19 protein-coding genes are annotated in these 19,825 nt (G+C 73.6%); 9 read left to right on the forward strand and 10 right to left on the reverse strand.

The features are described 5' to 3' along the window. Positions 1 to 62 precede the first annotated feature (62 nt). Positions 63 to 1,337 (reverse strand): MFS transporter, encoded by a 1,275-nt coding sequence (locus tag ACRWND_RS13340; RefSeq protein WP_431948944.1) that lies wholly within the window; start codon positions 1,335 to 1,337, stop codon positions 63 to 65. 255 nt (positions 1,338 to 1,592) lie between these two features. Between ACRWND_RS13340 and ACRWND_RS13345 the strand changes: the two genes are divergently transcribed. From ACRWND_RS13345 to ACRWND_RS13355, 3 genes are all read left to right on the forward strand, one after another. Next, positions 1,593 to 2,186 (forward strand): TetR/AcrR family transcriptional regulator, encoded by a 594-nt coding sequence (locus tag ACRWND_RS13345; protein ID WP_431948945.1) that lies wholly within the window; start codon positions 1,593 to 1,595, stop codon positions 2,184 to 2,186. A gap of 775 nt (positions 2,187 to 2,961) precedes the next feature. Next, the gene (locus ACRWND_RS13350; RefSeq protein WP_431948946.1) at positions 2,962 to 4,053 is read left to right on the forward strand and encodes an NAD(P)-dependent oxidoreductase; all 1,092 of its coding nucleotides are present in this window, start codon (positions 2,962 to 2,964) and stop codon (positions 4,051 to 4,053) included. A gap of 333 nt (positions 4,054 to 4,386) precedes the next feature. Further along, entirely contained in the window at positions 4,387 to 4,779 is a 393-nt protein-coding gene (locus ACRWND_RS13355; RefSeq protein ID WP_431948947.1) for an SsgA family sporulation/cell division regulator, read from the forward strand. Between the two features lie 200 nt (positions 4,780 to 4,979). Here ACRWND_RS13355 and ACRWND_RS13360 read toward each other — a convergent pair whose 3' ends face one another. After that, positions 4,980 to 5,867 (reverse strand): NAD(P)-dependent oxidoreductase, encoded by an 888-nt coding sequence (locus tag ACRWND_RS13360; protein ID WP_431949011.1) that lies wholly within the window; start codon positions 5,865 to 5,867, stop codon positions 4,980 to 4,982. A gap of 171 nt (positions 5,868 to 6,038) precedes the next feature. Between ACRWND_RS13360 and ACRWND_RS13365 the strand changes: the two genes are divergently transcribed. Both ACRWND_RS13365 and ACRWND_RS13370 read left to right on the forward strand, forming a co-directional pair. Continuing rightward, on the forward strand, positions 6,039 to 6,635 hold the full coding sequence (locus tag ACRWND_RS13365) for a TetR/AcrR family transcriptional regulator (protein ID WP_431948948.1): 597 nt from the start codon (positions 6,039 to 6,041) through the stop codon (positions 6,633 to 6,635). 162 nt (positions 6,636 to 6,797) lie between these two features. Next, positions 6,798 to 7,625, forward strand: coding sequence for an alpha/beta fold hydrolase (locus ACRWND_RS13370; protein WP_431948949.1), 828 nt, complete (start codon positions 6,798 to 6,800; stop codon positions 7,623 to 7,625). Positions 7,626 to 7,638: 13 nt separating this feature from the next. Here the strand turns inward: ACRWND_RS13370 and ACRWND_RS13375 are convergent, their stop codons facing one another. The 5 genes from ACRWND_RS13375 to ACRWND_RS13395 form a co-directional block, all read right to left on the reverse strand. Next, a complete protein-coding gene (locus tag ACRWND_RS13375) occupies positions 7,639 to 7,986 on the reverse strand; it encodes a DUF6343 family protein (RefSeq protein ID WP_431948950.1) in 348 nt (115 codons plus the stop codon). Positions 7,987 to 8,123: 137 nt separating this feature from the next. Further along, positions 8,124 to 9,470: an FUSC family protein gene (locus ACRWND_RS13380; RefSeq protein ID WP_431948951.1), complete on the reverse strand. Its 1,347-nt coding sequence runs from the start codon at positions 9,468 to 9,470 to the stop codon at positions 8,124 to 8,126. Positions 9,471 to 9,558: 88 nt separating this feature from the next. Further along, on the reverse strand, positions 9,559 to 10,104 hold the full coding sequence (locus ACRWND_RS13385; RefSeq protein ID WP_431948952.1) for a hypothetical protein: 546 nt from the start codon (positions 10,102 to 10,104) through the stop codon (positions 9,559 to 9,561). Between the two features lie 180 nt (positions 10,105 to 10,284). Then, complete coding sequence (locus ACRWND_RS13390) at positions 10,285 to 10,845, reverse strand: hemerythrin domain-containing protein (RefSeq protein WP_431948953.1); 561 nt, start codon at positions 10,843 to 10,845, stop codon at positions 10,285 to 10,287. 100 nt (positions 10,846 to 10,945) lie between these two features. After that, the gene (locus ACRWND_RS13395) at positions 10,946 to 11,227 is read right to left on the reverse strand and encodes a hypothetical protein (RefSeq protein WP_431948954.1); all 282 of its coding nucleotides are present in this window, start codon (positions 11,225 to 11,227) and stop codon (positions 10,946 to 10,948) included. A 5-nt stretch (positions 11,228 to 11,232) separates the two neighbouring features. Here ACRWND_RS13395 and ACRWND_RS13400 point away from each other — a divergent pair, with 5 nt between their 5' ends. Then, positions 11,233 to 12,519 carry a DUF6777 domain-containing protein gene (locus ACRWND_RS13400; RefSeq protein ID WP_431948955.1) on the forward strand — a complete coding sequence of 429 codons (1,287 nt, stop codon included), beginning with the start codon at positions 11,233 to 11,235 and terminating at the stop codon, positions 12,517 to 12,519. A 72-nt stretch (positions 12,520 to 12,591) separates the two neighbouring features. Here ACRWND_RS13400 and ACRWND_RS13405 read toward each other — a convergent pair whose 3' ends face one another. Then, entirely contained in the window at positions 12,592 to 14,172 is a 1,581-nt protein-coding gene (locus ACRWND_RS13405) for a multicopper oxidase family protein (protein WP_431948956.1), read from the reverse strand. A 157-nt stretch (positions 14,173 to 14,329) separates the two neighbouring features. Further along, entirely contained in the window at positions 14,330 to 14,611 is a 282-nt protein-coding gene (locus tag ACRWND_RS13410) for a DUF3040 domain-containing protein (protein WP_431948957.1), read from the reverse strand. Positions 14,612 to 14,866: 255 nt separating this feature from the next. Here ACRWND_RS13410 and ACRWND_RS13415 point away from each other — a divergent pair, with 255 nt between their 5' ends. Both ACRWND_RS13415 and ACRWND_RS13420 read left to right on the forward strand, forming a co-directional pair. Continuing rightward, complete coding sequence (locus tag ACRWND_RS13415) at positions 14,867 to 15,823, forward strand: HAMP domain-containing sensor histidine kinase (RefSeq protein ID WP_431948958.1); 957 nt, start codon at positions 14,867 to 14,869, stop codon at positions 15,821 to 15,823. Continuing rightward, positions 15,820 to 16,479, forward strand: a complete 660-nt coding sequence (locus ACRWND_RS13420) for a response regulator (RefSeq protein ID WP_431948959.1) — start codon at positions 15,820 to 15,822, stop codon at positions 16,477 to 16,479. Before ACRWND_RS13415 ends, ACRWND_RS13420 begins: the two co-directional genes overlap by 4 nt. 17 nt (positions 16,480 to 16,496) lie before the next feature. On the opposite strand, the gene ACRWND_RS13425 is transcribed toward ACRWND_RS13420, so the two are convergent. After that, positions 16,497 to 17,063 (reverse strand): type 1 glutamine amidotransferase domain-containing protein, encoded by a 567-nt coding sequence (locus ACRWND_RS13425; RefSeq protein WP_431948960.1) that lies wholly within the window; start codon positions 17,061 to 17,063, stop codon positions 16,497 to 16,499. A gap of 194 nt (positions 17,064 to 17,257) precedes the next feature. Here ACRWND_RS13425 and ACRWND_RS13430 point away from each other — a divergent pair, with 194 nt between their 5' ends. Then, positions 17,258 to 19,348 (forward strand): SpoIIE family protein phosphatase, encoded by a 2,091-nt coding sequence (locus ACRWND_RS13430; RefSeq protein WP_431948961.1) that lies wholly within the window; start codon positions 17,258 to 17,260, stop codon positions 19,346 to 19,348. Positions 19,349 to 19,825 lie beyond the last annotated feature (477 nt).

The raw sequence follows: 19,825 nt of genomic DNA on the forward strand, positions 1-19,825 counted from the left end.
TATGTCCGCAGGCGATCCCTTGGACTCACTCATCTAGGGGCTGGACGGTGCTGGGGGCGCCGCTACGCGCGTACGGCGGGAGCGGCGGCGGTGCCGGTGTCCGTCCGGCCGGGCCCGGCGCCGTCGTCGCTCCCGGTGCTCGTCCCTCGAGAGCGCAGGCCGTACCAGGCGAGCGCCAGGCCGGCCAGGAGCAGGAAGCCCGCTCCGCCCGCCACCACGCCGTGCCAGCCGTAGGCTGAGTACAGGACTCCCGCGACGCCCGAACCGGTGGCGCCGCCGCCGAAGACGGCGAACATGTACACCGTGTTGAGCCGCCCCCGGCTTCCCGGCGCGGCGGCGAAGACACGTGCCTGGTTGGCTATCTGACCGCTGGTCACCCCGTAGCCGAGGAGGTTGCAGCCCACGGCCAAGGTGACGAGCGACCGCCCCGCCACGGCGAAGAGCGCGAAGGCCGCCGCCGCGGAGACGACGGACAGGGTGTTGACCGCGGAAGGCCCCCATCGGTCGGTGAGCCGTCCCGAGTAGCGGGCGGCCAGCGCGCCAGGAACGCTGCATAGGCCGAAGAGGCCGACGACGGCCGGACCCAGCCCGATGGGCGGCGCGGTGAGATGGAAGGCGAGCGTGGACCAGAAGGCCGAGAAGGAGGCGAAGACCGTCGCCCCCAGCGCGGCCGACAGGCGCAGCGGAGCGTATCGCGCCAGCAGTCGGGGGAGTGAGGCGAGCAGGCGGCCGTAGCCGCCCGATGCCGCGGCCCCGACGGGGCGCCCGGCCGGCATGTAGCGGGGGAGGACCAGCAGCAGCGCCGCCGTGGCCGCGGCGGCGACCAGGAATCCGGCCCGCCAGGTGCCCGCGGCCTCGGCGATGAGCCCGGAGGCGGTGCGCGAGAGCAGGGCGCCCATGGTCAGCCCCGTGCCCACCGCCCCCAGGGCCCGTCCGGCCTGGCCGGGAGCGGCCATGGAGGCGACGGTCGGCATGATCACCTGCGGCAGTGCGGTGCTCGCCGAGAGCACGAGGGTCGCCATGCCCAGCAGGGCCACGGACGGCGCCACGGCGCCGGCCAGCAGCGCGAGGGCGGTCACCGACAGCAGGACCCGGGACAGCCGGCGCAGCCGGGCCCGGTCCGCGAGCGGGACGACGGCCACGATGCCCAGCGCGTAGCCGATCTGCCCGGCCGTGGCGACCAGCCCGGCGGTGGAGGCGGAGACGCCGAAGCCGCGGGCGATCTGATCGAGGAGGGGCTGGGTGAAGTAGATGTTGGCGACCGTGATCGCCGTCGCCGTGGCGAAGACGGGAAGGGTTCCCCGCTTGACGTCCGATGGGGTTGCTGCGGTGGTCATGGGTCCTCGCGGAGGGCTCGCGGGCGGGAGGGGCGGGACTGCCGCGGTGGGGGGCCTCGCCCGGGACTGTCTGGATGATGTGAGTCATCCTCCCTTTCAGGATGGTGGTCATCATCCTGAAAGTCAAAGACGGCGACCGTTCCCCTGTGGCGCAGGGGGTGTCGGGGGCGCGAGGGCTGTCGGTCAGGGTGTATGATGCGCATCATCCACACCCGTTGCCGGGTCGGTCCGGCGCGCACACCAAGGAGGTCAGCGATGGGTCACTCGCAGGCAGCCAAGGCCGAATCGCGCGAGAAGGTCCTGCGGATCGCCGCCCGCCGGATCCGCGAGGAGGGCATGGCCCGCCCCGGTGTCGCGGACCTCATGAAGGAAGCCGGACTGACGCATGGCGGCTTCTACAAGCACTTCTCCTCACGCGACGACCTGATGGCGCAGGCGGCGGCGCTCGCCCTGGCCGACGGTGAGCACAAGATGGCCGAGGCCGCCCGCAAGGACCCCGAGGCGCCCCGCTCGGGGCTGATCGACGCCTACCTCAGCTCCCGCCACCGGGACGCCCCCGGAACGGGCTGCGCCCTGGTGACCCTCGGCGCCAGCGCCGGCCGCGGTGACGAGGCGTTGAAGGAGTCGTACGAGCTGCAGGTGCGCAGGTACCTCGAGCTGATCGGTGAGGCGGCGCAGGGTGACGACCCCGACGACGTCAGGGCCGACGCGATGGTCACCCTCAGCGCCCTCGTCGGCGCGCTGCTGATGTCCCGCGCGGTCGCCGACCCGGAACTGTCCGACGAGATTCTGGCCACGGTCGCCGGACGCCTCAAGGGCACGGGCGCACGCGTACCCGCCGAGGTGTGACGGGGAGGGCGCGGGCGGAATCGCCACGGAATGCCCGTCCGCGTGCCGAACCTTGTCCCGCCGATCTGCTGGCGCTTGCAGTGAACCGGCGGTCGGCCAGGCTTGAGACCTGCGGGCAGCAGCGGCTGCAGCGCCCTCCACTGGAGCGTCTGGCAGATCTTCCCCCATCACGGAGGATGTCCGACGCAGGCTATTGATCCACTTCCGTCGGAGAGCGGAGCATGGTCTCGCCGCGACCGCGAATGTCGTCCGCCTGAGCCCGCGCCGCAGCTGCTTCTGTCTTCGCCATGTACTGGTCCTCCTGGAAGTCCTGCTCGAACCCTGAACGCAACTCGATGGCCCCTCCTGGGCCGAGCGGCCCAGGAGCGGCCTTGCCATGTCGCATCGCAACGCCGTACTGACTCACGGAGACCGGAAGGGCAGCCGAGTAAGGGACCGCACGCTGGACGGCGGCCCTGAACGCCTTCGGCGACAGCGGCCGGCGCATGTCGTGCCTGCTGTCGCGACGTCGTGGACGGCCGCTCGGACGGGTCCATCGAGGCACGGCTTCGTCGCGGAGACCGCGCACGTTGCCCACGGCCTGTGACGGGCTGTCGGCTGCCCAACGTGATCGGGGGAATCGCACACGGAAACCCCTCTCGGACTGCTGTCGTCCGACCTGGGCCCGGATGGTGGCTCTTGGGCTTGACGCTGGCCACTGTCGGTACCATCACCCACTGGTGAGTCGGCAGCCGATCCGCCACGGCCGGCGAGTCCCGAGAGGAACAACCGCAGCATGCTTGACGGACGGCAACGCATCCTCATCATTGATTCTGCTCCGGCGGAGCATCTTCCTGCCGAACTGGCACCGCTCACGGCGGCCGGTATCCAGATCACGCTCAACCTGTGGCGTCTGGAGGACCGGGAAGCTGTCCGACGGCACTTGGGCGACCAGGTGGACTATGCCGACTTCACCGGGTTCGACGAGGAAGCCCTGATCCGGGAACTCGGACGCGACAACCGCGGTTACGACGCTGTCAAGACCCGAGCCAACCTACCGATCACCCGGCGCACGCTGGAAGCGGGCGCCCGGAGCAGCCTCGAGCGTCGCCTTCGAGTCGTCGCCCAAGTCGGTTCAGGCGTCAACAAGATCGACCTCCAAGCCGCGACCGACCTCGGCATTCAGGTCACGCACACACCCGGAAGCAACGCCGAAGCCGTTGCCGAGCACGCCCTCGCACTGATGCTCACGGCAATTCGCGGCGTCGTCCGGCACAACCGTGGTGCACACACCGGCCAATGGCCCGTTCACCCGCAGGCGCTGCCCCCCGAACTGGCGGACCTGACGCTGGGTATCGTCGGGCCCGGCCTGATCGGCCAGGCTCTGTCCCGGAAGGCCAGGGCGCTGGGCATGACGGTGATCGCGGCCGGGAGCACCCGCTTCGACGACCGGCAAGCCGAAGAGCGCGGACTGCGGCGCGCGGGCTCACTCGACGCACTGCTCGCCACATCCGACGTGGTGTCCCTGCACTGCCCCTTGAACCAGCACACCCGCGGCCTCATCGGAGCCGCCGAGCTCGCGGGTCTGAAGCCCGGTGCCGTCTTGCTGAACCTGTCACGCGGCGGAGTCGTGGATGAACATGCCCTCGCCGCTGCCTTGACGGACCCCTCCGCACCACTGGCGGTCGCAGCCGTTGACGTCTTCGAACACGAGCACACGGAGTTCGCGTCGCCGCTCATCGGTGTCGAGAACGCGATCCTCACCCCCCACGTTGCCGGGATGACCAGGTCGGCCGCCCAACGCGCCGCAGACCAACTGTCGCGCAACATCGTGGCCCTGCTGCAGGACCGCCAGGACGGCGTCCCGATCGCGAACGCTTGGTGCTGAGGCCCTCAGGTCGCCATGACCCAGAAGGCTACGGCCTGGCATCCGAGACACTCCTCGCGAGTGGCGCCCTCTCCTTCGTCGGCGCCCACCGACGCGACCGCCCCCGCCGCCCCGGTACCCGCAGCGGGTACCGGGCGCGGGCCCGGTCGTACCGCCGGCCGCCGACACCGGTACGGCCACTGCCTGCCGGGCCGCCGGCCTGGCGGCGTGCCGAGCCTTCACGAAATCTTCCCGACCGCCCCGGGCCCGACCGCGCCTGACGGGGCAGGCGCACAGCCAACAGGACGCTGCGACACGGTGACGCGGCCGAACCGGGCCCACGAGGGGACGTCCATGCGAGCACTCACGGAACACCTGCCCCTGCGGCTGATCACCCCGACCGGCCGGGTCCTCGATCTGTCGGCGGACTGCCAGTACCGCGCCGACGACCCCTACACCGTCCGGATGCGCTTCGGCCTCGGGGCCGAGTCGCAGTGGGTGCTCTCCCGTGAGCTCCTGCTGGCCGGACTCGCGGCCCCCGCCGGGGACGGCGACGTCCATGTCTCACCCGACGACCACGCCCACACCCTGATCGCCCTCGCAGGCCTGGACGGCGCCGCCGTCCTGCAGGTCGTCACGGCCGAACTCGCGCGCTTCCTGGCCGCGACCGCGGATCTCGTACCGCTCGGCACGGAGAGCACACGCATCGACTGGGACGCCTGCATCGCCGGTCTCCTGTCTGCCTGAGGCGCCCCAGCGGACCGCCCGCCGGGCCTGGGGCTACTGCGGCGCCGCGCGGTTCCCGGCCCGGCTCGACACGAGCCGGGCCGGAACCGCCGCATGGGCATCAGGACACCGCCGCAGGCGGCCGGTGAGGCCCCGCTGCCGTGCGGGCGCGGCCCCGTCGCGGGCGGCGCCGGGACCGGGCGACGCCGTGCCGGCTCCGCTCAGCGTCGGCCGGCTTCCTCCGGCGCCTCCGCGGTCGGGCCGCAGGCGGTGTCCGTCCTGGCCTCGATCGCCCGCAGGACGGCGACCATGTCCGCCCGGCCTTCGCCCAGTTCCACGGTCTCGTCGAAGAGGGCGTGGCAGGCGTCCAGCAGTGGCGAGGCCAGCCCGGACGCGCGGGCCGCCTCGGCGATGAGGCGGTTGTTGTGCAGCACGTCCGCCGCGGCGGCCTGCGCGGCGAAGTCGCGCCCCAGCAGCTTGGGCGCCTTCACCCGCGACACCGCGCTGGCCATGGGCCCGGCGTTCACGACGTCGAGGAACCGCGCGGTGTCCAGTCCCTGCCGCTCCGCGAAGTGGAAGGCCTCGGTGAGCCCGGTGACCATCGTGATCAGGAAGAGGTTCACCGAGAGCTTCATGAGCAGCGCCCCGGGTACCGGCCCGCAGGTGAACGACTCCCGGAACATCGGCGCGAGCAGCGGCCGCACCTCATCCACCGCTTCCGGGTCGCCGGCCAGCATCGCCACGAGCTGCCCCGCCTCGGCCGGGGTGCGCGAGCCGGAGACCGGGGCCTCGACGTAGCGTCCGCCCGCCGCTGTGACGGCGGCCTCCAGGCCGCGCGAGTACTCCGGCGAGGTGGTCCCCATGTGTACGACGACGCGCCCGGCCACCCGTGCGGCGAAAGCCGGAGTGCCGCGCCCCAGGACGGCGTCGACGGCGGCGCCGTCGGCGAGCATCAGGACCACCACGTGAGCCCGGTCGAACACCTCGCCCGGCTCGTCCGCCACCGCGGCCCCGGCCGCGCGCAGCGGGGCGCACCGGGCGGCCGTACGGTTCCAGACGACGAGCCGCGTGCCGGAACCGGCCAGCCGGAGCGCCATGGGCTGCCCCATGATCCCCAGACCGATGAAGCCCACATCCGCCACTGCCCACCGCCGTCCCGGCCGTCCGGCCCTCGATCAGCGCAGTGTGATGGCCGCCACATGCGCTATGACGGCTGTCATAATAGACCTCGGCGCGGCGGCCACCGGTCCCGCGCGACCGGACGGCGGTGGGAGGCCGGCATGGCCGGTAGCGAGCGGAGTCCCCGCGAGCGCATGGTCTTCAGCGCCGCGCAGCTCATCCGCCGCGGCGGCGTCACGGCGACGGGCATGCGCGACGTCGCCGCCCACGCGCGGGCGCCCCGGGGATCGCTGCAGTACTACTTCCCCGGCGGCAAGGAGCAACTGGTCAACGAGGCCGTCGGCTGGGCCGGCCGCTACGCCGGCAACCGCGTGGCACGCTTCCTCGCCGCCCTTCCCGAGCCGACCCCTGCCGCGCTGTTCGCCGCCATGGTCGGCCAGTGGACGGAGGAGTTCCTGAGCTCCGGTTACGACGGCGGCTGCCCCGTCGCGGCGGCCACCGTGGACTGCGCCGGAACCTCCGCCGCCACCCGGTCGGCCGCGGCCGCCGCCTTCGCGACCTGGACCGGGCCCGTCGCCGGGGCGCTGGAGGAGATGGGGGTGCCCGCCGGGCGGGCACCGTCGCTGGCCACCCTGATGATCAGCGCCATCGAGGGCGCCGTCGTCATCGCCAGGGCGGAGCGGGACGTGCGCGCTCTGACCACTGTGGCAAATGAGCTCGGTCCGCTGCTGGACGCCGCCGTCGCCCCGCGCGGCTGAGCGTGCCGCCTCCGGCGGGCACCGGTTTCGGCGCGCCGGGACCTCGGTACAGCATTACGGTTTGAGCACCGGCGCATTCGGCCTGGACCGGGGTTCCCGTAACCGGGCGGTTCGGGAACCCGCTGAACCCCGCGTCCCCTGGAACGAGGAGGCATCAGGATCATGCCGTACGCAACAGCCAAGGACGGGACCAAGATCTTCTTCAAGGACTGGGGTACCGGCCGGCCCGTCGTCTTCTCCCACGGGTGGCCGCTGACCGCGGACGCGTGGGACCCGCAGATGAAGTGGATGGTGGACCACGGTTTCCGGGGCGTCGCCCACGACCGCCGCGGCGGCGGCCGGTCCGACCAGCCGTGGAACGGCAACGATCTCGACACCTACGCCGACGACCTGGCGGCCGTGATCGAGGAACTCGACCTGCGCGACGTCATCCTCGTCGGCCACTCGACCGGCGGCGGTGAGGTCACGCGCTACATGGGGCGGCACGGGACGGGCCGGGTGGCGAAGGCGGTGCTGCTGGGGGCGATCCCGCCGCTGATGCTGAAGACGGACGCCAACCCCGAGGGCCTTCCGATCGAGGTCTTCGACGAGATCCGCCAGGGCGTGGCCACGGACCGGTCCCAGTTCTACAAGGACCTCAGCGGCCCGTTCTACGGCGCGAACCGCGAGGATTCCACGGTCAGCCAGGGCACACGCGACCAGTTCTGGCTCTGGAGCATGACGGTCGGCGTCAAGGGCGCCTACGACTGCGTGAAGGCGTTCTCCGAGACCGACACCACCGAGGACCTCAAGAAGATCGACGTCCCGACGCTGATCGTGCACGGTGACGACGACCAGATCGTGCCCATCGTCTCTGCGGGCGCGAAGAGCTCGAAGCTGGTCAAGGGGGCGGTCTACAAGGTGTACGAGGGAGCCCCGCACGGTCTGGCGATGGTGCCCAAGTTCGCCGAACGGTTCAACGCCGACCTGCTGGAGTTCACTCGCGGCTGAGGGCCGCCCAGCGCTACGGACGGGGCGGCTGCGGACGGGGGTTCTCCCGGCGCCGGCGGCGCATGATGACCCACAGGTCGAGCAGCGCGATGAGTGCGAGCCCCGCGCACAGCACCGCGAGCCAGACGAACGCGGCCTGGTCGGGGGAGTCACCAGGCGCCGCTCCCGCCGCGAGCGCCGCGAACAGCACCGTCCCCAGCACGAACAGCGGCGCGAACAGCCCGACGAGCGCCAGGCGCAGGCAGAGAGCGCTGCGCGCGGTGACGGGTTCCGTGCCCGTGCGCTCGTAGCGGCGCCCGACGAAGCCGGATCGCGACCGAGGTACCGGCGGCCTCCCACCGGAGGACGACGTGTGTTTCATACGGCACACCTCCCGTGATCGGAACGTGTGGCGCGCCTACCCATTGACGCAGCCCGAACGCCCGGCCCCTCCGGGCGTTCGGGCTGTGGGCTGTGGGCTGCCGGCTCGCGGACGGCGGACGCCTGACGCGGGCCCGTTCACCCCGAGTGCGAACGGTCACGCGCCGGGCGGGGCGCGCCACCCGGCGCGCGGCCCGTGCGGTCCGCCCGGGCCGGGGGTGCGGCCGGCCGGCCCGTACGCTCCCCGCCGGTCGCGACCGGCTCGCGGCGGCGGCGGCGCCGGACGCGCTCACCGCGAGCCACGAGACGCAGCCTGGCCAGGGCGGCGAAGCGTTCCCGCTGCGCGCGGGCGGCCGCGTCCAGTTCCTCCATCAGCCGGTGCGAACGGTGCTCCGGCGCCAGTTCGTCGAGGATGCGGTCCACCTCGGCGAGCACCGCCCCGTGCAACTGCCACGCGTCCGGGTGCTGCCGCACCCGGTCGAGCAGTATGTGGGCGACCTTCTCCCGGCTCGCCCGGGCCGCCGCGAGCTCCGCGGCCAGCCGGGCCTCGGCCTCCTCGGCGTTGCTGCTCACCTGCGTCGTCACCAGGACGGCGAAGCTGACGAGCGCCCCTCCGAGATGGGCGAAGAGCTCCTCGACGGCGACCGCCACATCACGGTCGAACAGCGGCTCGCCGGCGCGGCGCCGCTTGGCGAGATCGGTCAGTGACCGTGCCAGAACGCGCAGCACCACCACGCAGATCTCCAGGGTGTCCAGACCTGTCCTCAGCACCACCCGCGACAACAACCCTTCTTTCACGCGGGGATTGAGCCGCAGGCTGTCCTCGGCCTGGCGCAGCGCGGCGTCGACCTCGGCGACGTCCTGGTCCAGCCGGCGTGCTTCGTGCAGCCGCGCCGCGGCCCGCTCCACGGTGGCGGGGGCGTCCAGTTCATCGCCGCAGCACAGGAGAAGATGACGCATGCGGCGGGCCAGGTCCTCGATGGACTCCCCGGCGGTCCCCACCCAGACGGGCGGCGCGAACAGCCCGTTGAGCAGCAGGCCCACCCCCGCGCCGATGAGGGTCTCCAGCACCCGGTCCCAGGCCTGCGCCGTCAGCTGGCTCACCCCGAGCACCAGCATCGCGCTGATGGCCACCTCGTTGACGAACTCCCCGACCCGCACGAACTGCCCGATGACCAGCGCCGCGAGGATGATCAGCCCCAGGCTCCACCACGTCAGTCCCACCAGCGCGCTGAACCCGATGGCGATCAGTACGCCCACGACCACCGAGTTCACCCGGCGGATGCCTGTGGTCAGCGTCGAGTAGAGCGTCACCTGCACCACGAGCAGGGCGGTGAGCGGCGCCGTCAGCGGGGCGGGCTCACTGCTGACGTGCAGGGCGATCACATACGAGATGGTCGCGGCGACGGTCGCCCGCACGGTCAGGGTGACGACGGGGTCCCGGCTCCGGTCGGTCAGCCAGGTCACGGCATCACGTAGTGGCATCTCCTGCGCTTTCCCGGGCAGAGTCGGCGTACACCTGCGCACGTCGGGCCGCATCGGGGCACTGGGCTGGGCGCGGCGGGAACCGGGTCTACGTCGGGAAGCCGTCGAGCGGCCGCGCCGCCAGCAGCGCGGCCAGGTCCGCGCGGTGCAGGCCCGCTATCGGGGCGACGAGATCGGGGTGCCGCAGCAGAGCGGACGCCGCGCGGTCGTGGGCACCGGGGGCGGTGAGCCGGAGGGCGTCGCCCGCCAGGGACGGGCCGTGCCCGGTCGCCGCCGCGGCGCTGACCGCGGAGGCGGCCAGAGCCGGGTCGGAGAGCAGGCATGCGGCCCAGCTGACGACGACCTCGTCCACCCAGGTACGCCAGCCGCTCCCCGGGTCCCCGGGATCCCCGGTGTCCTCGGCGGCGCCCCCTGCGCCGACGAGCCGGTCCAGCCGGTCGGCACCGCCGGGCGCGAGCAGCCCGAGCAGGGCCGCGTCCAGCGCGGTCGGATAGCGCAGCGCGGCGGCGACCATGGCGGCCTGGCGGGCCTGGGCCTCGGCGAGGGCGCGGCTGAGCGCGCCGCCGGTCGCCGGGTAGGCGGACAGCAGCCACCGGGCGGCAGCGGCTACGACCGACGAGAACTCACTGTGCATGCCGAACGAACCGTCCTCCGCGCGCGTGGGTGGCCACGCCCGTCGGGTGCGTGGCGCGCCCAGCGTACGCAAAAGCACGCTTTCACGACATGAGCCGCATCACGCCCGCGCTCCCGCCAGGTCCGGCGCAGGGTTCCGGGAGGAGCGGGAACCCTGCGCCGCCGACCCCGCCGCCGGCGGTCAGGACCGGCCGCGGCCGGTCACGAAGTCGCGGGCGCGGTCGACGAGGCCGGCGCCCGGGGCGAGGAGCTTGTTCGCGGGAGGGGTGTCCGGCGCGGCGGGGTGGGGCCGGGTGGGGGCGAGGGACTTGGCGCGGCGCACCTTGTCGCCGAGGTCGTCGAGCGCCTCCGGCGAGCAGGCGCTGCTGATCCGGGGGAAGAGCGTGCCCTCCTCGTCCTGGACGTGCGCGGTCACCTCGTCCATCAGCCGCATCAGCAGCGGGTGGAACCGGCTGTCGTTGGGCGGCAGCTGCTCCAGCTCCTTCAGCAGTTCCTCGATCCTGGAGTGGTCGGCGATCTCCTTGTCCGCGATGCGCTCCCCGTCCTCGACGTGCTCGCGCACGGCCGGGTAGAGGTACTGCTCCTCCGCCACCGAGTGCCGCACCAGCTCGATGGTCACCTCGTCCACCAGCTCGCGCAGCGCCGGGTCGCCGGTCGACATCGACTGCATGCGGTCGAAGATCTCCTCGACCTCGCGGTGGTCGGCCAGCAGCTCAGCGATCACGTTTCCGCCGTGTCCCATTCCCTCACGCCTTTCCGTGCGGCAGTACGGCCCGGGCGTGCGCCGGGGCCGTAGCCCATGCCTTCCACCTTCCCGGCGGCGAGCCCACCCGGCGACGCGGTCACCACCCGCCCGGCGGCACCCGGTCCGGGCGGCCCCGCGGGTCGGCCCGGGCGATCAGCGGCGCGACGTCGTCGTGGGCGTCGGCACCGCGCAGCTCCCGCAGCAGCCGGTCGCGGGTCTCCTCCACCGAGGGGTCCGGCTCCCGGCGCACGTCGGCTTGCGGGGACGGTGAGCGGGGCGCACACAATGGTCGGCAGGCGGTCGGCAGGCGGGGCTGGTTCAGCGGCGGGCGCTGTCCGTCCTGCGGGCCCGCGTGCCGGTCCAGGACGAGTGGAGGCAAGCCCGGTGAGCGTTCTACCGCCCTCCTTCGTCCGCCCCGGGGGCCCGCCCGCGGGTCCGCTGACCGGGCCGGACACGACGGGCGGAAGGGGTGGGAGCGGAACGCGCGAGGCGGGCTCGGCCGGACCGGACCGGACCGGCCGGCGGCGCCGGACCCCGACGGTCGTCGTGGGGGCGCCGCCACCGGGCGAACCGCCGGACGGCGGCGGTGGAGGGGGCGGAGGCGACGGGAACGGCGGCGACGGTGGCGGGCACCAGGACCCCTGGTGGCGCTCGGTCCCCAAGGTCGCCGCGATCACCGCGGCCGTCGTGGCGGCGGTGGCGCTGGCCGTGGTGTTCACCCGGCCCGGCGGGGTGTCGGGCGGATCGCGGGGTGAGCTCTTCCTGCAGTCGGCGGGCAGCGCGGGGCCCGACCCGTTCACGCGGTCCACGGCCGAGACGACCACCGCCCCCTCGGCGACGCCGGCGCTGCCGAGCCCTTCGGCGGCGGGGGGCACCGTACGGCAGGTCTACAACGGCGGCACGCCCGGGCTGTACGGCGGTACGCGCGGCGCCGCCGACTGCGACGTCGAGCGGCAGATCAGTGCCCTGTCGACGGACCCGTCGAAGAACAAGGCCTTCGCCAGGGTGCTGGGCCTCACTCCCTCGGGCGTCCCGGCGTATCTGCGGGCCCTGACCCCGCTCCAGCTCCGCGCGGACACCCGGGTCACCAACCACGGCTACCGGGGCGGTCGGCCCACCGCCTTCCAGGCGGTGCTGCAGGCCGGGACCGCGGTCCTGGTGGACCACAGAGGCCTGCCACGGGTGCGCTGCGCCTGCGGGAATCCCCTGACCCGCCCGGTCGAGCAGAAGGGCGCCGTCACGACCGTCGGCACCGCGTGGCCCGGCTACCAGCCCTCGCGGACGGTCGTGGTGGCCCCGGCGCCGAAGCCGCTGGAGGAGTTCGCCGTCCGCGACCCGGACACCGGCGCCTGGTTCACCCGTACCAGCGGCGACGGCACGGCCGGCGGGGACCGGCCGACGACCCCGCCGGGCGGCGCCCCGTCCGGCAGCCCGCCGGCCCCGCCCCGAGGCGGCGGCTCCCCGGCCGCCCCGGAAGAGGGCGGCGGCCCGGACCGCCCCGCCACGCCGACGGGGGAGCGTGGAGGGACCGCCCCGCCGTCCCCGCCGTCCGGCACAGGACCCGCTCCAAGCGGCCCGGGGACCGGAACCCCCGGCCCGCCGGGAGAGCAGAGCCCGCCGCCCGGCGGCACGGAGCCCGGTCCGCCGGGCGGTCCGACCGCCGGCCGGTGACGACTGCGGCCCGGACGCGGCTTGCGGCGCCGCGTCCGGGCCGGGCCCGGGGCCGTGTCTGCGGCGTCGGTGTCAGTACGTGGTGAAGTCCGCCATCATCGCCATGTCCTCGTGCTCGAGGTTGTGGCAGTGCATCATGAACGTGCCCGGGTAGTCGGTGAAGCGGACCGCCACCTCGACGGTCTCGCCCGGGCCCGTCGCGACCGTGTCCTTCCAGCCCGCGTCGAACGCGCCCGGCTTCTTGCCGTTGCGGGACAGCACCCGGAACGCGTCCAGGTGCACGTGCACCGAGTGGAAGAACACCGAGGTGAACTTCCAGATCTCGATCGTTCCGAGCTTCACCCGGGCCAGCGAGCGACCGGGCTTGTAGGGATAGCCGTTGATCGTCCAGCCGTCCTGCGAGTGCCGGAAGGCGAAGGTCCGGTGCGCCACGGCCTTGGAGGGGTCGAGGACGGTCGCCGGGTAGCGCGACAGCCGCTTGGGGATGTGGGTGTCGTCGTGCGGCTTCCGGGTGGACGGCGAGACGTCGAAGCGCATGACCTGCGCGGTGCTGCCGCTGCCGAACCGGTTGATCAGCCGCACCTTGGTGCCCGGCCGGTAGCGGGCGAAGTCCACGATGACGTCGAACCGTTCGGCGGGGGCCATGCGCAGGCTGTCGTGGGGCAGCGGGCTGCCGAGCAGTCCGCCGTCACTGCCGATCTGCAGCAGGCCCTTGCCGCCCGGCGGCGGCGGGTCCAATTCCAGACGGAAGTCCCGTACGTTGCAGCCGTTGAGGAACCGCAGCCGGTAGCGCTGCCGCTTGACCCGGTGTACGGGCCATGGGGCGCCGTTGACCAGGATGACGTCGCCCATCATGCCGAAGTGGTGCGCGTGCACGACGCCCGGCTTGTGCATGCCCGAGTCGATCGCCGGGTACAGCAGCGCCCCGTTCTCGGCGAACGCCCGATCCGTCAGCAGCAGCGGGATGTCGCGGGAGCCGCGCGGCAGGTCGAGCCTGTCCTCCTCGTCGTCCGTCAGCAGGTGGAAGCCGGCCAGGCCGCGGTACACCGCCGGACCGGTGTAGCCCATGCGGTGGTCGTGGTACCAGAGGGTCGCCGCGCGCTGCAGCATCGGGTAGGTGTAGCTGCGCTGGCCATGGGTCAGGTGCCCGGACGATCCGTGCATCTCCGGCATGCCGGCCATCGCGTCGTCGTACGACATGCGGCTGCCGACCGGCATCGTCAGGTCGATCGGGTAGCCGTCGCTGTCGGCGGGCGTGTGACCGCCGTGCAGGTGGACCACGGTCGGCTGGGGCAGTTCGTTGCGATGCGTGACGACCGTACGGCGTCCCGAGCGGGAGACGATCGTGGGCCCGGGGAACACCCCGTCGTACGTCCAGCAGCTGGTGCGCAGCCCCGGGAGGATCTCCAGCCTCGCCTCGCGCTGGGTCATGTGGTAGTAGTCCGTCGTCGCGGTGCGCAACGTGGGCTGGAGGACCGGCGGGACCGGCAGGGGTACCTGGAAGGGGTGGGGGAGCCGGGCCTTGCTGCGCAGGACTCCGCCCGGTGGTACATCGGCCAGCGGAGTGCCCGCCCAGGCCCTGCTCGTCGCACCCGCCCCGACGACGGCTGCCCCCGCGGCGAGAAAACGGCGCCTGCCGATGCCTTCGATCACGTAAGGCTCCCAAATGTGACGATTTGCGCAATTTTCCGGTCGGCAGCACAATAGCCCGCCTCAGCCGTGCGCAAAGACGCCACACGCGGGCCCCGCGAACAAGCGGGGAGCGGTCCGCCGCCCCTGGGGCCCAGGGGCGCCCGCCCCCGGCCCCGGGTCACCTCCGCCGGCGGCCCCTCCTCGCGGTGTCGTACCGGGTGTCCAGAACGCTCGCTCCGACACCGCCGAGGACGAGTCCGGCCGCCAGCAGCAGCCCCTGCGGCAGCGCCATGCCGATCAGGATCCAGACGAGCGCGGCCACCACCAGGAACCACCCGAGCCGCCGCCGGTACTCGCGCGGCGCGCACGGGCGCCCGGTCCGCAACCCCTCGGCGAAGCGGGGGTCGCTACGCTGGAGCTCGGCTTCGATGTCCTCGATGCCCTGGTTCGGGTGCGGCATGGTGCCCCTCCTCCCGAATCGGTGGCCCTGTGTCTCCACCGTCGCCCGCGCCAGCGCGCGGAACCATCGGGTTCGGCACCCATTCCCGGCGCCCGTAATTGGGTGTTCGCCCCGATGGTGCGGCCTGCGGGGCCGGGGGCAGGCTGGAGGGGGGCGCCTATTCCCGCCGGCGTGGCATCGGAGAGCGGCAGCTCGCGCAGACGTCACGGTAGCGTCGGCGGAGAGGGGCAGCAGACGCCCGAGGAAGGCGGGACCATGTCGCTGTACTGGCGGATCTTCCTGCTGAACGGCGCGGTGCTGGTCGGCGCCGCGGTGCTGCTGCTCGGCCCCGTCACGGTCTCCACCCCCGTGCTGCTCGGCGAGGCCCTGGTGCTGGGCGTGGGACTGGCCGCCATGCTCGTGGCCAACGCGCTGCTGCTGCGCGTCGGGCTCGCGCCGCTGCAGCGGCTGAGCCGGGCGATGAACTCCGCCGACCTGCTCCGCCCCGGCAGCCGCCCCGCCGTGACCGGCCCGAGCGAGGTGTCCACGCTGATCACCACGTTCAACACCATGCTCGACCGCCTGGAGGCCGAGCGCGCCGCCACCAGCGCCCGCGTGCTGTCCGCGCAGGAGGCCGAACGGCAGCGCATCGCCCGGGAACTGCACGACGAGGTCGGTCAGACCCTCACCGCCGTCGTCCTGCAGCTGGGACGCAGCGCGGAGCAGGCCCCCGCTCCCCTGGGGGAGGACCTGCGGCAGGTGCAGGAGACGACGCGTGTCGGGCTGGACGAGATCCGCCGCATCGCGCGGCGACTGCGCCCCGGCGTCCTGGAGGAACTCGGACTGCACAGCGCCCTGCGCGCCCTGGCCGGAGAGTTCACCAGCCCCGGCCTCACGGTCGCGGACCACTCGGGGCCGACGCTGCCCGCGTTCGACCACGAGACCGAGCTCGTGCTCTACCGGGTGGCCCAGGAGGCGGTCACCAACGCGGCCCGGCACTCGGGAGCGGACCGGGTGGAGCTCCATCTCGACCCCCTCCCCGGCGGCGGGGCCGTGCTCCTCGTCCGGGACGACGGCAAGGGCATCGGCGAGGTCGCCGAGGGCGCGGGCATCCGCGGCATGCGCGAACGGGCCCTGCTCATCGGCGCCTCGCTGACCATCGCTCCCGCCCGGGGCGGCGGCACCGACGTCCGCCTCGAGGTACCCGAGCCGGCGGCGGGCGGCCCGCGATGACGCAGCCGCCGCCCACCCGCATCCTCCTCGCCGACGACCACGCGCTGGTGCGCCGGGGCGTCCGGCTGATCCTGGACGGCGAGCCGGACCTGACCGTCGTCGCCGAGGCCGGGGACGGCGCCGAAGCCGTCGCCAAGGCCCGCGAGGAGCCCGTCGACCTGGCCGTTCTGGACATCGCCATGCCCCGCATGACCGGCCTGCAGGCCGCCCGGGAGCTCAGCAGGGTCCGCCCCGGCCTGCGCATCCTCATCCTGACGATGTACGACAACGAGCAGTACTTCTTCGAGGCGCTCAAGGCCGGAGCCAGCGGATACGTCCTGAAGTCCGTCGCCGACCGCGACCTGGTCGCGGCCTGCCGGGCGGCCGTACGCGACGAGCCCTTCATCTATCCCGGTGCCGTGACCACCCTGATCCGCACCTACCTCGAACGCGCCCGCCAGGGGGAGCCGCTGCCCGCCCGCGCCATCACCGAGCGCGAGGAGGAGATCCTCAAGCTGGTCGCCGAGGGACACACCTCCCAGGAGATCGCCGACCTGCTCTTCATCAGCATCAAGACGGTCGAGCGCCACCGCGCCAACCTCCTGCAGAAGCTCGGTCTGCGCGACCGCCTGGAACTGACGCGCTATGCGATCCGCGCCGGGCTCATCGAGCCCTGACGCGACCGCGGCGACGCTCAGGAGCCGGCGAGGACCTTGTCGACCTCGCCCAGGAAGGCGTCCAGGTCCTTCGGTGTGCGCGAGGTGACCAGCGGGTACCCGGCGGAGGCGTCGCTCACCACCGGTTCGTCGACCCAGGAGGCCGCGCCGGCGTTGAGCAGGTCCGTTCGCACCGAGGCGTACGAGGTGAGCGTCTTGCCCTTCGCGACGCCGGCCTCGACCAGCGCCCATGGGCCGTGGCAGATCGCCGCGATGGGCCGCCCGGACGAGGCGAACGCGCGTACGACGTCCATCGCCTTTCCCTGCAGCCGCAGGTTGTCGGCGTTGATCGTGCCGCCGGGTATCAGCAGCAGGTCGAAGCCGGTGGGATCGACCTCGTCGAGGCTGGTGTCCGGTTCCACGACCTTGCCGGGGTCCTTGTCCCCGACGAGCGTCTGCACGGGCTCGCGGCGCGTCGCGGCGACGGTGACGTCGGCGCCCTGGTCGCGGAGATGCTCGACGGGGACGACCAGCTCGTCCTGCTCGACCCCGTAGTTGCTGACGACCGCCAGGACGCGGCGGCCGTCCGGAAACGTGGCAGTCATGGGTCCTCCCTCACGTTCGGTTCTCGTGCAAGACCAGCGCCTGCCCCCGAAGGCGGCCGGGAAACACGGTCGCGCGCGCTCCGCCACTCCGCCCGCGGGCGCCGACGCAGGACTCACTCGCCGAAGCCGGGGTATACGGACGGACGGAATGCGAGGAGAAGGCCGGCGAAGGGGCGGGCGAAGAGGAGCCTGCGATGAGTGAAGCGCGGCCACCGCTCGGCGCCGACCGGCTTGAGGACGCCGCTCGGCTCGAGGGCGGGGCGCCCGGCCCCGGCGGACTCACGGACCCCCTGGGAGCCGCCGCGGTCCTGCTCGGGTCGGACGGGCGCATCGACATGTGGAGCCCCCAAGCGGAGCGGCTGTTCGGCTACACCGCGGACGAGGCGGTCGGCCGCGACGCCGTGTCGCTGCTCGTCCGGCCCGCGCACCGCGACGACGCCCGGAAGCTGTTCGCGGAGGTGCTGGAGACCGGCCGGAGCTGGACGGCGGAGTTCCCCGCGCGCCACAAGGACGGCAGCACCCGGATCGCGGAGTTCCGTACCGTCCGCCTGACGGACAGCCGCGGCCGCGTCTTCGGCCTCGGCATGGTCACCGACCGCCCCAAGGAGCAGCGGCGGGAACGCGGCGTCGCCCTCTCCCTCGAGCTCGTCGCCCAGTCGCCGATCGGCCTCGGGGTGCTCGACGACGACCTGCGCTGGCTGTCCGTCAACCCCGCCCTGGCGGCGATGCACGGCCTCCCCATGGCCGACCACATCGGGCGCACCTTCCGCGAGGTGCTCCCCGGCGCCCGGTTCCGCATGGCCGAGAACGCGCTCCGGCAGGTCCTGCGCACGGGTACGCCGATCGTCGACCGGTACGTCGTCGGCCGGACCCCCGCCGACCCGACCGCCGACCGGGCCTGGTCGGTCTCCTACTTCCGCCTGGACGACCGCGACGGCCGCGTCCTGGGCGTCGGGACCTGCGTGGTGGACGTCACCGACCGGCACCGCTCGGCTCAGGAGGCCGACCGCGCCCGGTGGCGGCTCGCCGTGATCGCCGACGGCTCCGCCCGTATCGGCACCTCCCTGGAGGTGGAGCAGACCGCGCGGGAACTCGCCGACGTCGTCGTACCCGAGCTGGCGGACTTCGCCGAGGTCGACGTCCTGGATTCCGTGCTGCGCGACGACGGTGGCGAGCCCGGCCTCGAGCACCCCCGTTTCCGCGCGGTCGCAACCAAGGGCACCGAGGCCGTCGAGGCGGCCGGCTCCTTCGGCGCACCGGGCCGTCTGGTCTCCTACGCTCCCGACCACCTGGCCGCGCAGTGCCTGGGCACCGGCCGTCCGGGTCTGATCACCCACGCCGACTGTCGGAGCCTGCTGCGGATCGCCCGCGACGCCGACGGCGCCTCACTGCTCGCCCGGGCAGGCGTGCACACGGCCATGGCCGTCCCGCTCCGCGCCCGCGGCCGGATCCTCGGCGTCCTCGGCATGGCGCGCTCCCGCACCTGCGAGCCCTTCGACGAGGACGACCAGACCCTCGCCGGCGAACTGGCCTCCCGCGCGGCGGTGTCCATCGACAACGCCCGCCTCCACCAGCGCCTGCGCAGCACCGCGGAGACCCTGCAGCGCAGCCTCCTGCCGCAACTCCCTCCGGCCCACCCCCGTCTGGAACTCGCCGCCCGCTACTGCGCGGCCCAGGCCAGCAGCGAAGTAGGGGGCGACTGGTACGACGTGATCCCCCTCGGCGACGGCCGGGTCGCCCTCGTCATCGGCGACGTCATGGGCAGCGGTGTGCCCGCGGCCACCACCATGGGACGGCTGCGCACCGCCACCTCCACCCTCGCCGGCCTCGGCCTCGCCCCGGCCCAGGTGCTCGGCCACCTCGACCGGATCACCGACGGGCTCGACCCCTACATCGCCACCTGCGTCTACGCGGTGTACGACCCCGCCCGAGGAGTCTGCTGCCTCGCCAACGCCGGCCATCTGCCCCCTGCCGTCGTACGGCCCGGCAAGCCCCCCGCACTGCTCGACCTGCCCACCGGCACCCCGCTGGGCGTCGTCGGCGACGCGCCCTTCGAGAGCACCGACGTCGACCTCGTTCCGGGGGACCGCCTCGTCCTCTACACCGACGGACTGGTCGAGACCCGCGACCGCGCCATCGACGAGCGCCTCGAGGATCTGCTCCATCTCCTGGACATCCCCGACGAGCCGGTCGAGGAGACCTGCGACCGCCTGCTCGCGGAGCTCCGCCACCCGGACGACCGCGACGACGTGGCCCTCCTCATTGCGCGCCCGAAGGACGCCTGACGTCGGCGGGGGCCGCGCCGCGCGCGGCGAAGCCCGCGCCGATCGCCTCCCGTCCCCAGTCACTGCGGCCAGATGCTCCGCCGCCCGCGACGACGTGGCACAACCATGCGATCGGACGGGGCACATGGGACCCGCGTCCGACCGCGCCGGCGCCGATCCGGCGGAGGCGGCAGGGGGATCCCTTCGGCGGCAGGGGCGTTCGGCGCCGAGCGGCCCGACGGGCCCCGCCGACGCGCCCCGCCGTCCGGATCCCGCGGCCGGCGCCCTGGCCCGCGGGCGGCGGGTGAAGGCCCTGCCGCGACGGCGGACCCGGCACGCGTCCCGGTCCGCGTACCGGGACGCGGCGGGACGCGGGGGACGCGAAGCGGCGCCGCCCGACGCCGCCGGGCCGAGCGAGCCGCCGAGCCCGCGCCGGTCGGCAACCGGTAGTCATGAACCGCGGGATGCCGGGTAGCCGATCCGTGTACCGAAAGGGGC

Source organism: Actinacidiphila sp. bgisy167, from assembly GCF_965342175.1.
Taxonomy (GTDB): domain Bacteria; phylum Actinomycetota; class Actinomycetes; order Streptomycetales; family Streptomycetaceae; genus Actinacidiphila.

What these genes read in the sequence shown, in the direction of transcription:
- ACRWND_RS13375 (WP_431948950.1), bottom strand. Translation starts at nt 7,986, where the DNA reads ATGAAACACACGTCGTCCTCCGGTGGGAGGCCGCCGGTACCTCGGTCG.
- ACRWND_RS13370 (WP_431948949.1), top strand. Translation starts at nt 6,798, where the DNA reads ATGCCGTACGCAACAGCCAAGGACGGGACCAAGATCTTCTTCAAGGAC.
- ACRWND_RS13340 (WP_431948944.1), bottom strand. Translation starts at nt 1,337, where the DNA reads ATGACCACCGCAGCAACCCCATCGGACGTCAAGCGGGGAACCCTTCCC.
- ACRWND_RS13345 (WP_431948945.1), top strand. Translation starts at nt 1,593, where the DNA reads ATGGGTCACTCGCAGGCAGCCAAGGCCGAATCGCGCGAGAAGGTCCTG.
- ACRWND_RS13420 (WP_431948959.1), top strand. Translation starts at nt 15,820, where the DNA reads ATGACGCAGCCGCCGCCCACCCGCATCCTCCTCGCCGACGACCACGCG.
- ACRWND_RS13350 (WP_431948946.1), top strand. Translation starts at nt 2,962, where the DNA reads ATGCTTGACGGACGGCAACGCATCCTCATCATTGATTCTGCTCCGGCG.
- ACRWND_RS13385 (WP_431948952.1), bottom strand. Translation starts at nt 10,104, where the DNA reads ATGCACAGTGAGTTCTCGTCGGTCGTAGCCGCTGCCGCCCGGTGGCTG.
- ACRWND_RS13355 (WP_431948947.1), top strand. Translation starts at nt 4,387, where the DNA reads ATGCGAGCACTCACGGAACACCTGCCCCTGCGGCTGATCACCCCGACC.
- ACRWND_RS13360 (WP_431949011.1), bottom strand. Translation starts at nt 5,867, where the DNA reads ATGGGGCAGCCCATGGCGCTCCGGCTGGCCGGTTCCGGCACGCGGCTC.
- ACRWND_RS13390 (WP_431948953.1), bottom strand. Translation starts at nt 10,845, where the DNA reads ATGGGACACGGCGGAAACGTGATCGCTGAGCTGCTGGCCGACCACCGC.
- ACRWND_RS13415 (WP_431948958.1), top strand. Translation starts at nt 14,867, where the DNA reads ATGTCGCTGTACTGGCGGATCTTCCTGCTGAACGGCGCGGTGCTGGTC.
- ACRWND_RS13365 (WP_431948948.1), top strand. Translation starts at nt 6,039, where the DNA reads ATGGCCGGTAGCGAGCGGAGTCCCCGCGAGCGCATGGTCTTCAGCGCC.
- ACRWND_RS13380 (WP_431948951.1), bottom strand. Translation starts at nt 9,470, where the DNA reads ATGCCACTACGTGATGCCGTGACCTGGCTGACCGACCGGAGCCGGGAC.
- ACRWND_RS13425 (WP_431948960.1), bottom strand. Translation starts at nt 17,063, where the DNA reads ATGACTGCCACGTTTCCGGACGGCCGCCGCGTCCTGGCGGTCGTCAGC.
- ACRWND_RS13410 (WP_431948957.1), bottom strand. Translation starts at nt 14,611, where the DNA reads ATGCCGCACCCGAACCAGGGCATCGAGGACATCGAAGCCGAGCTCCAG.
- ACRWND_RS13430 (WP_431948961.1), top strand. Translation starts at nt 17,258, where the DNA reads ATGAGTGAAGCGCGGCCACCGCTCGGCGCCGACCGGCTTGAGGACGCC.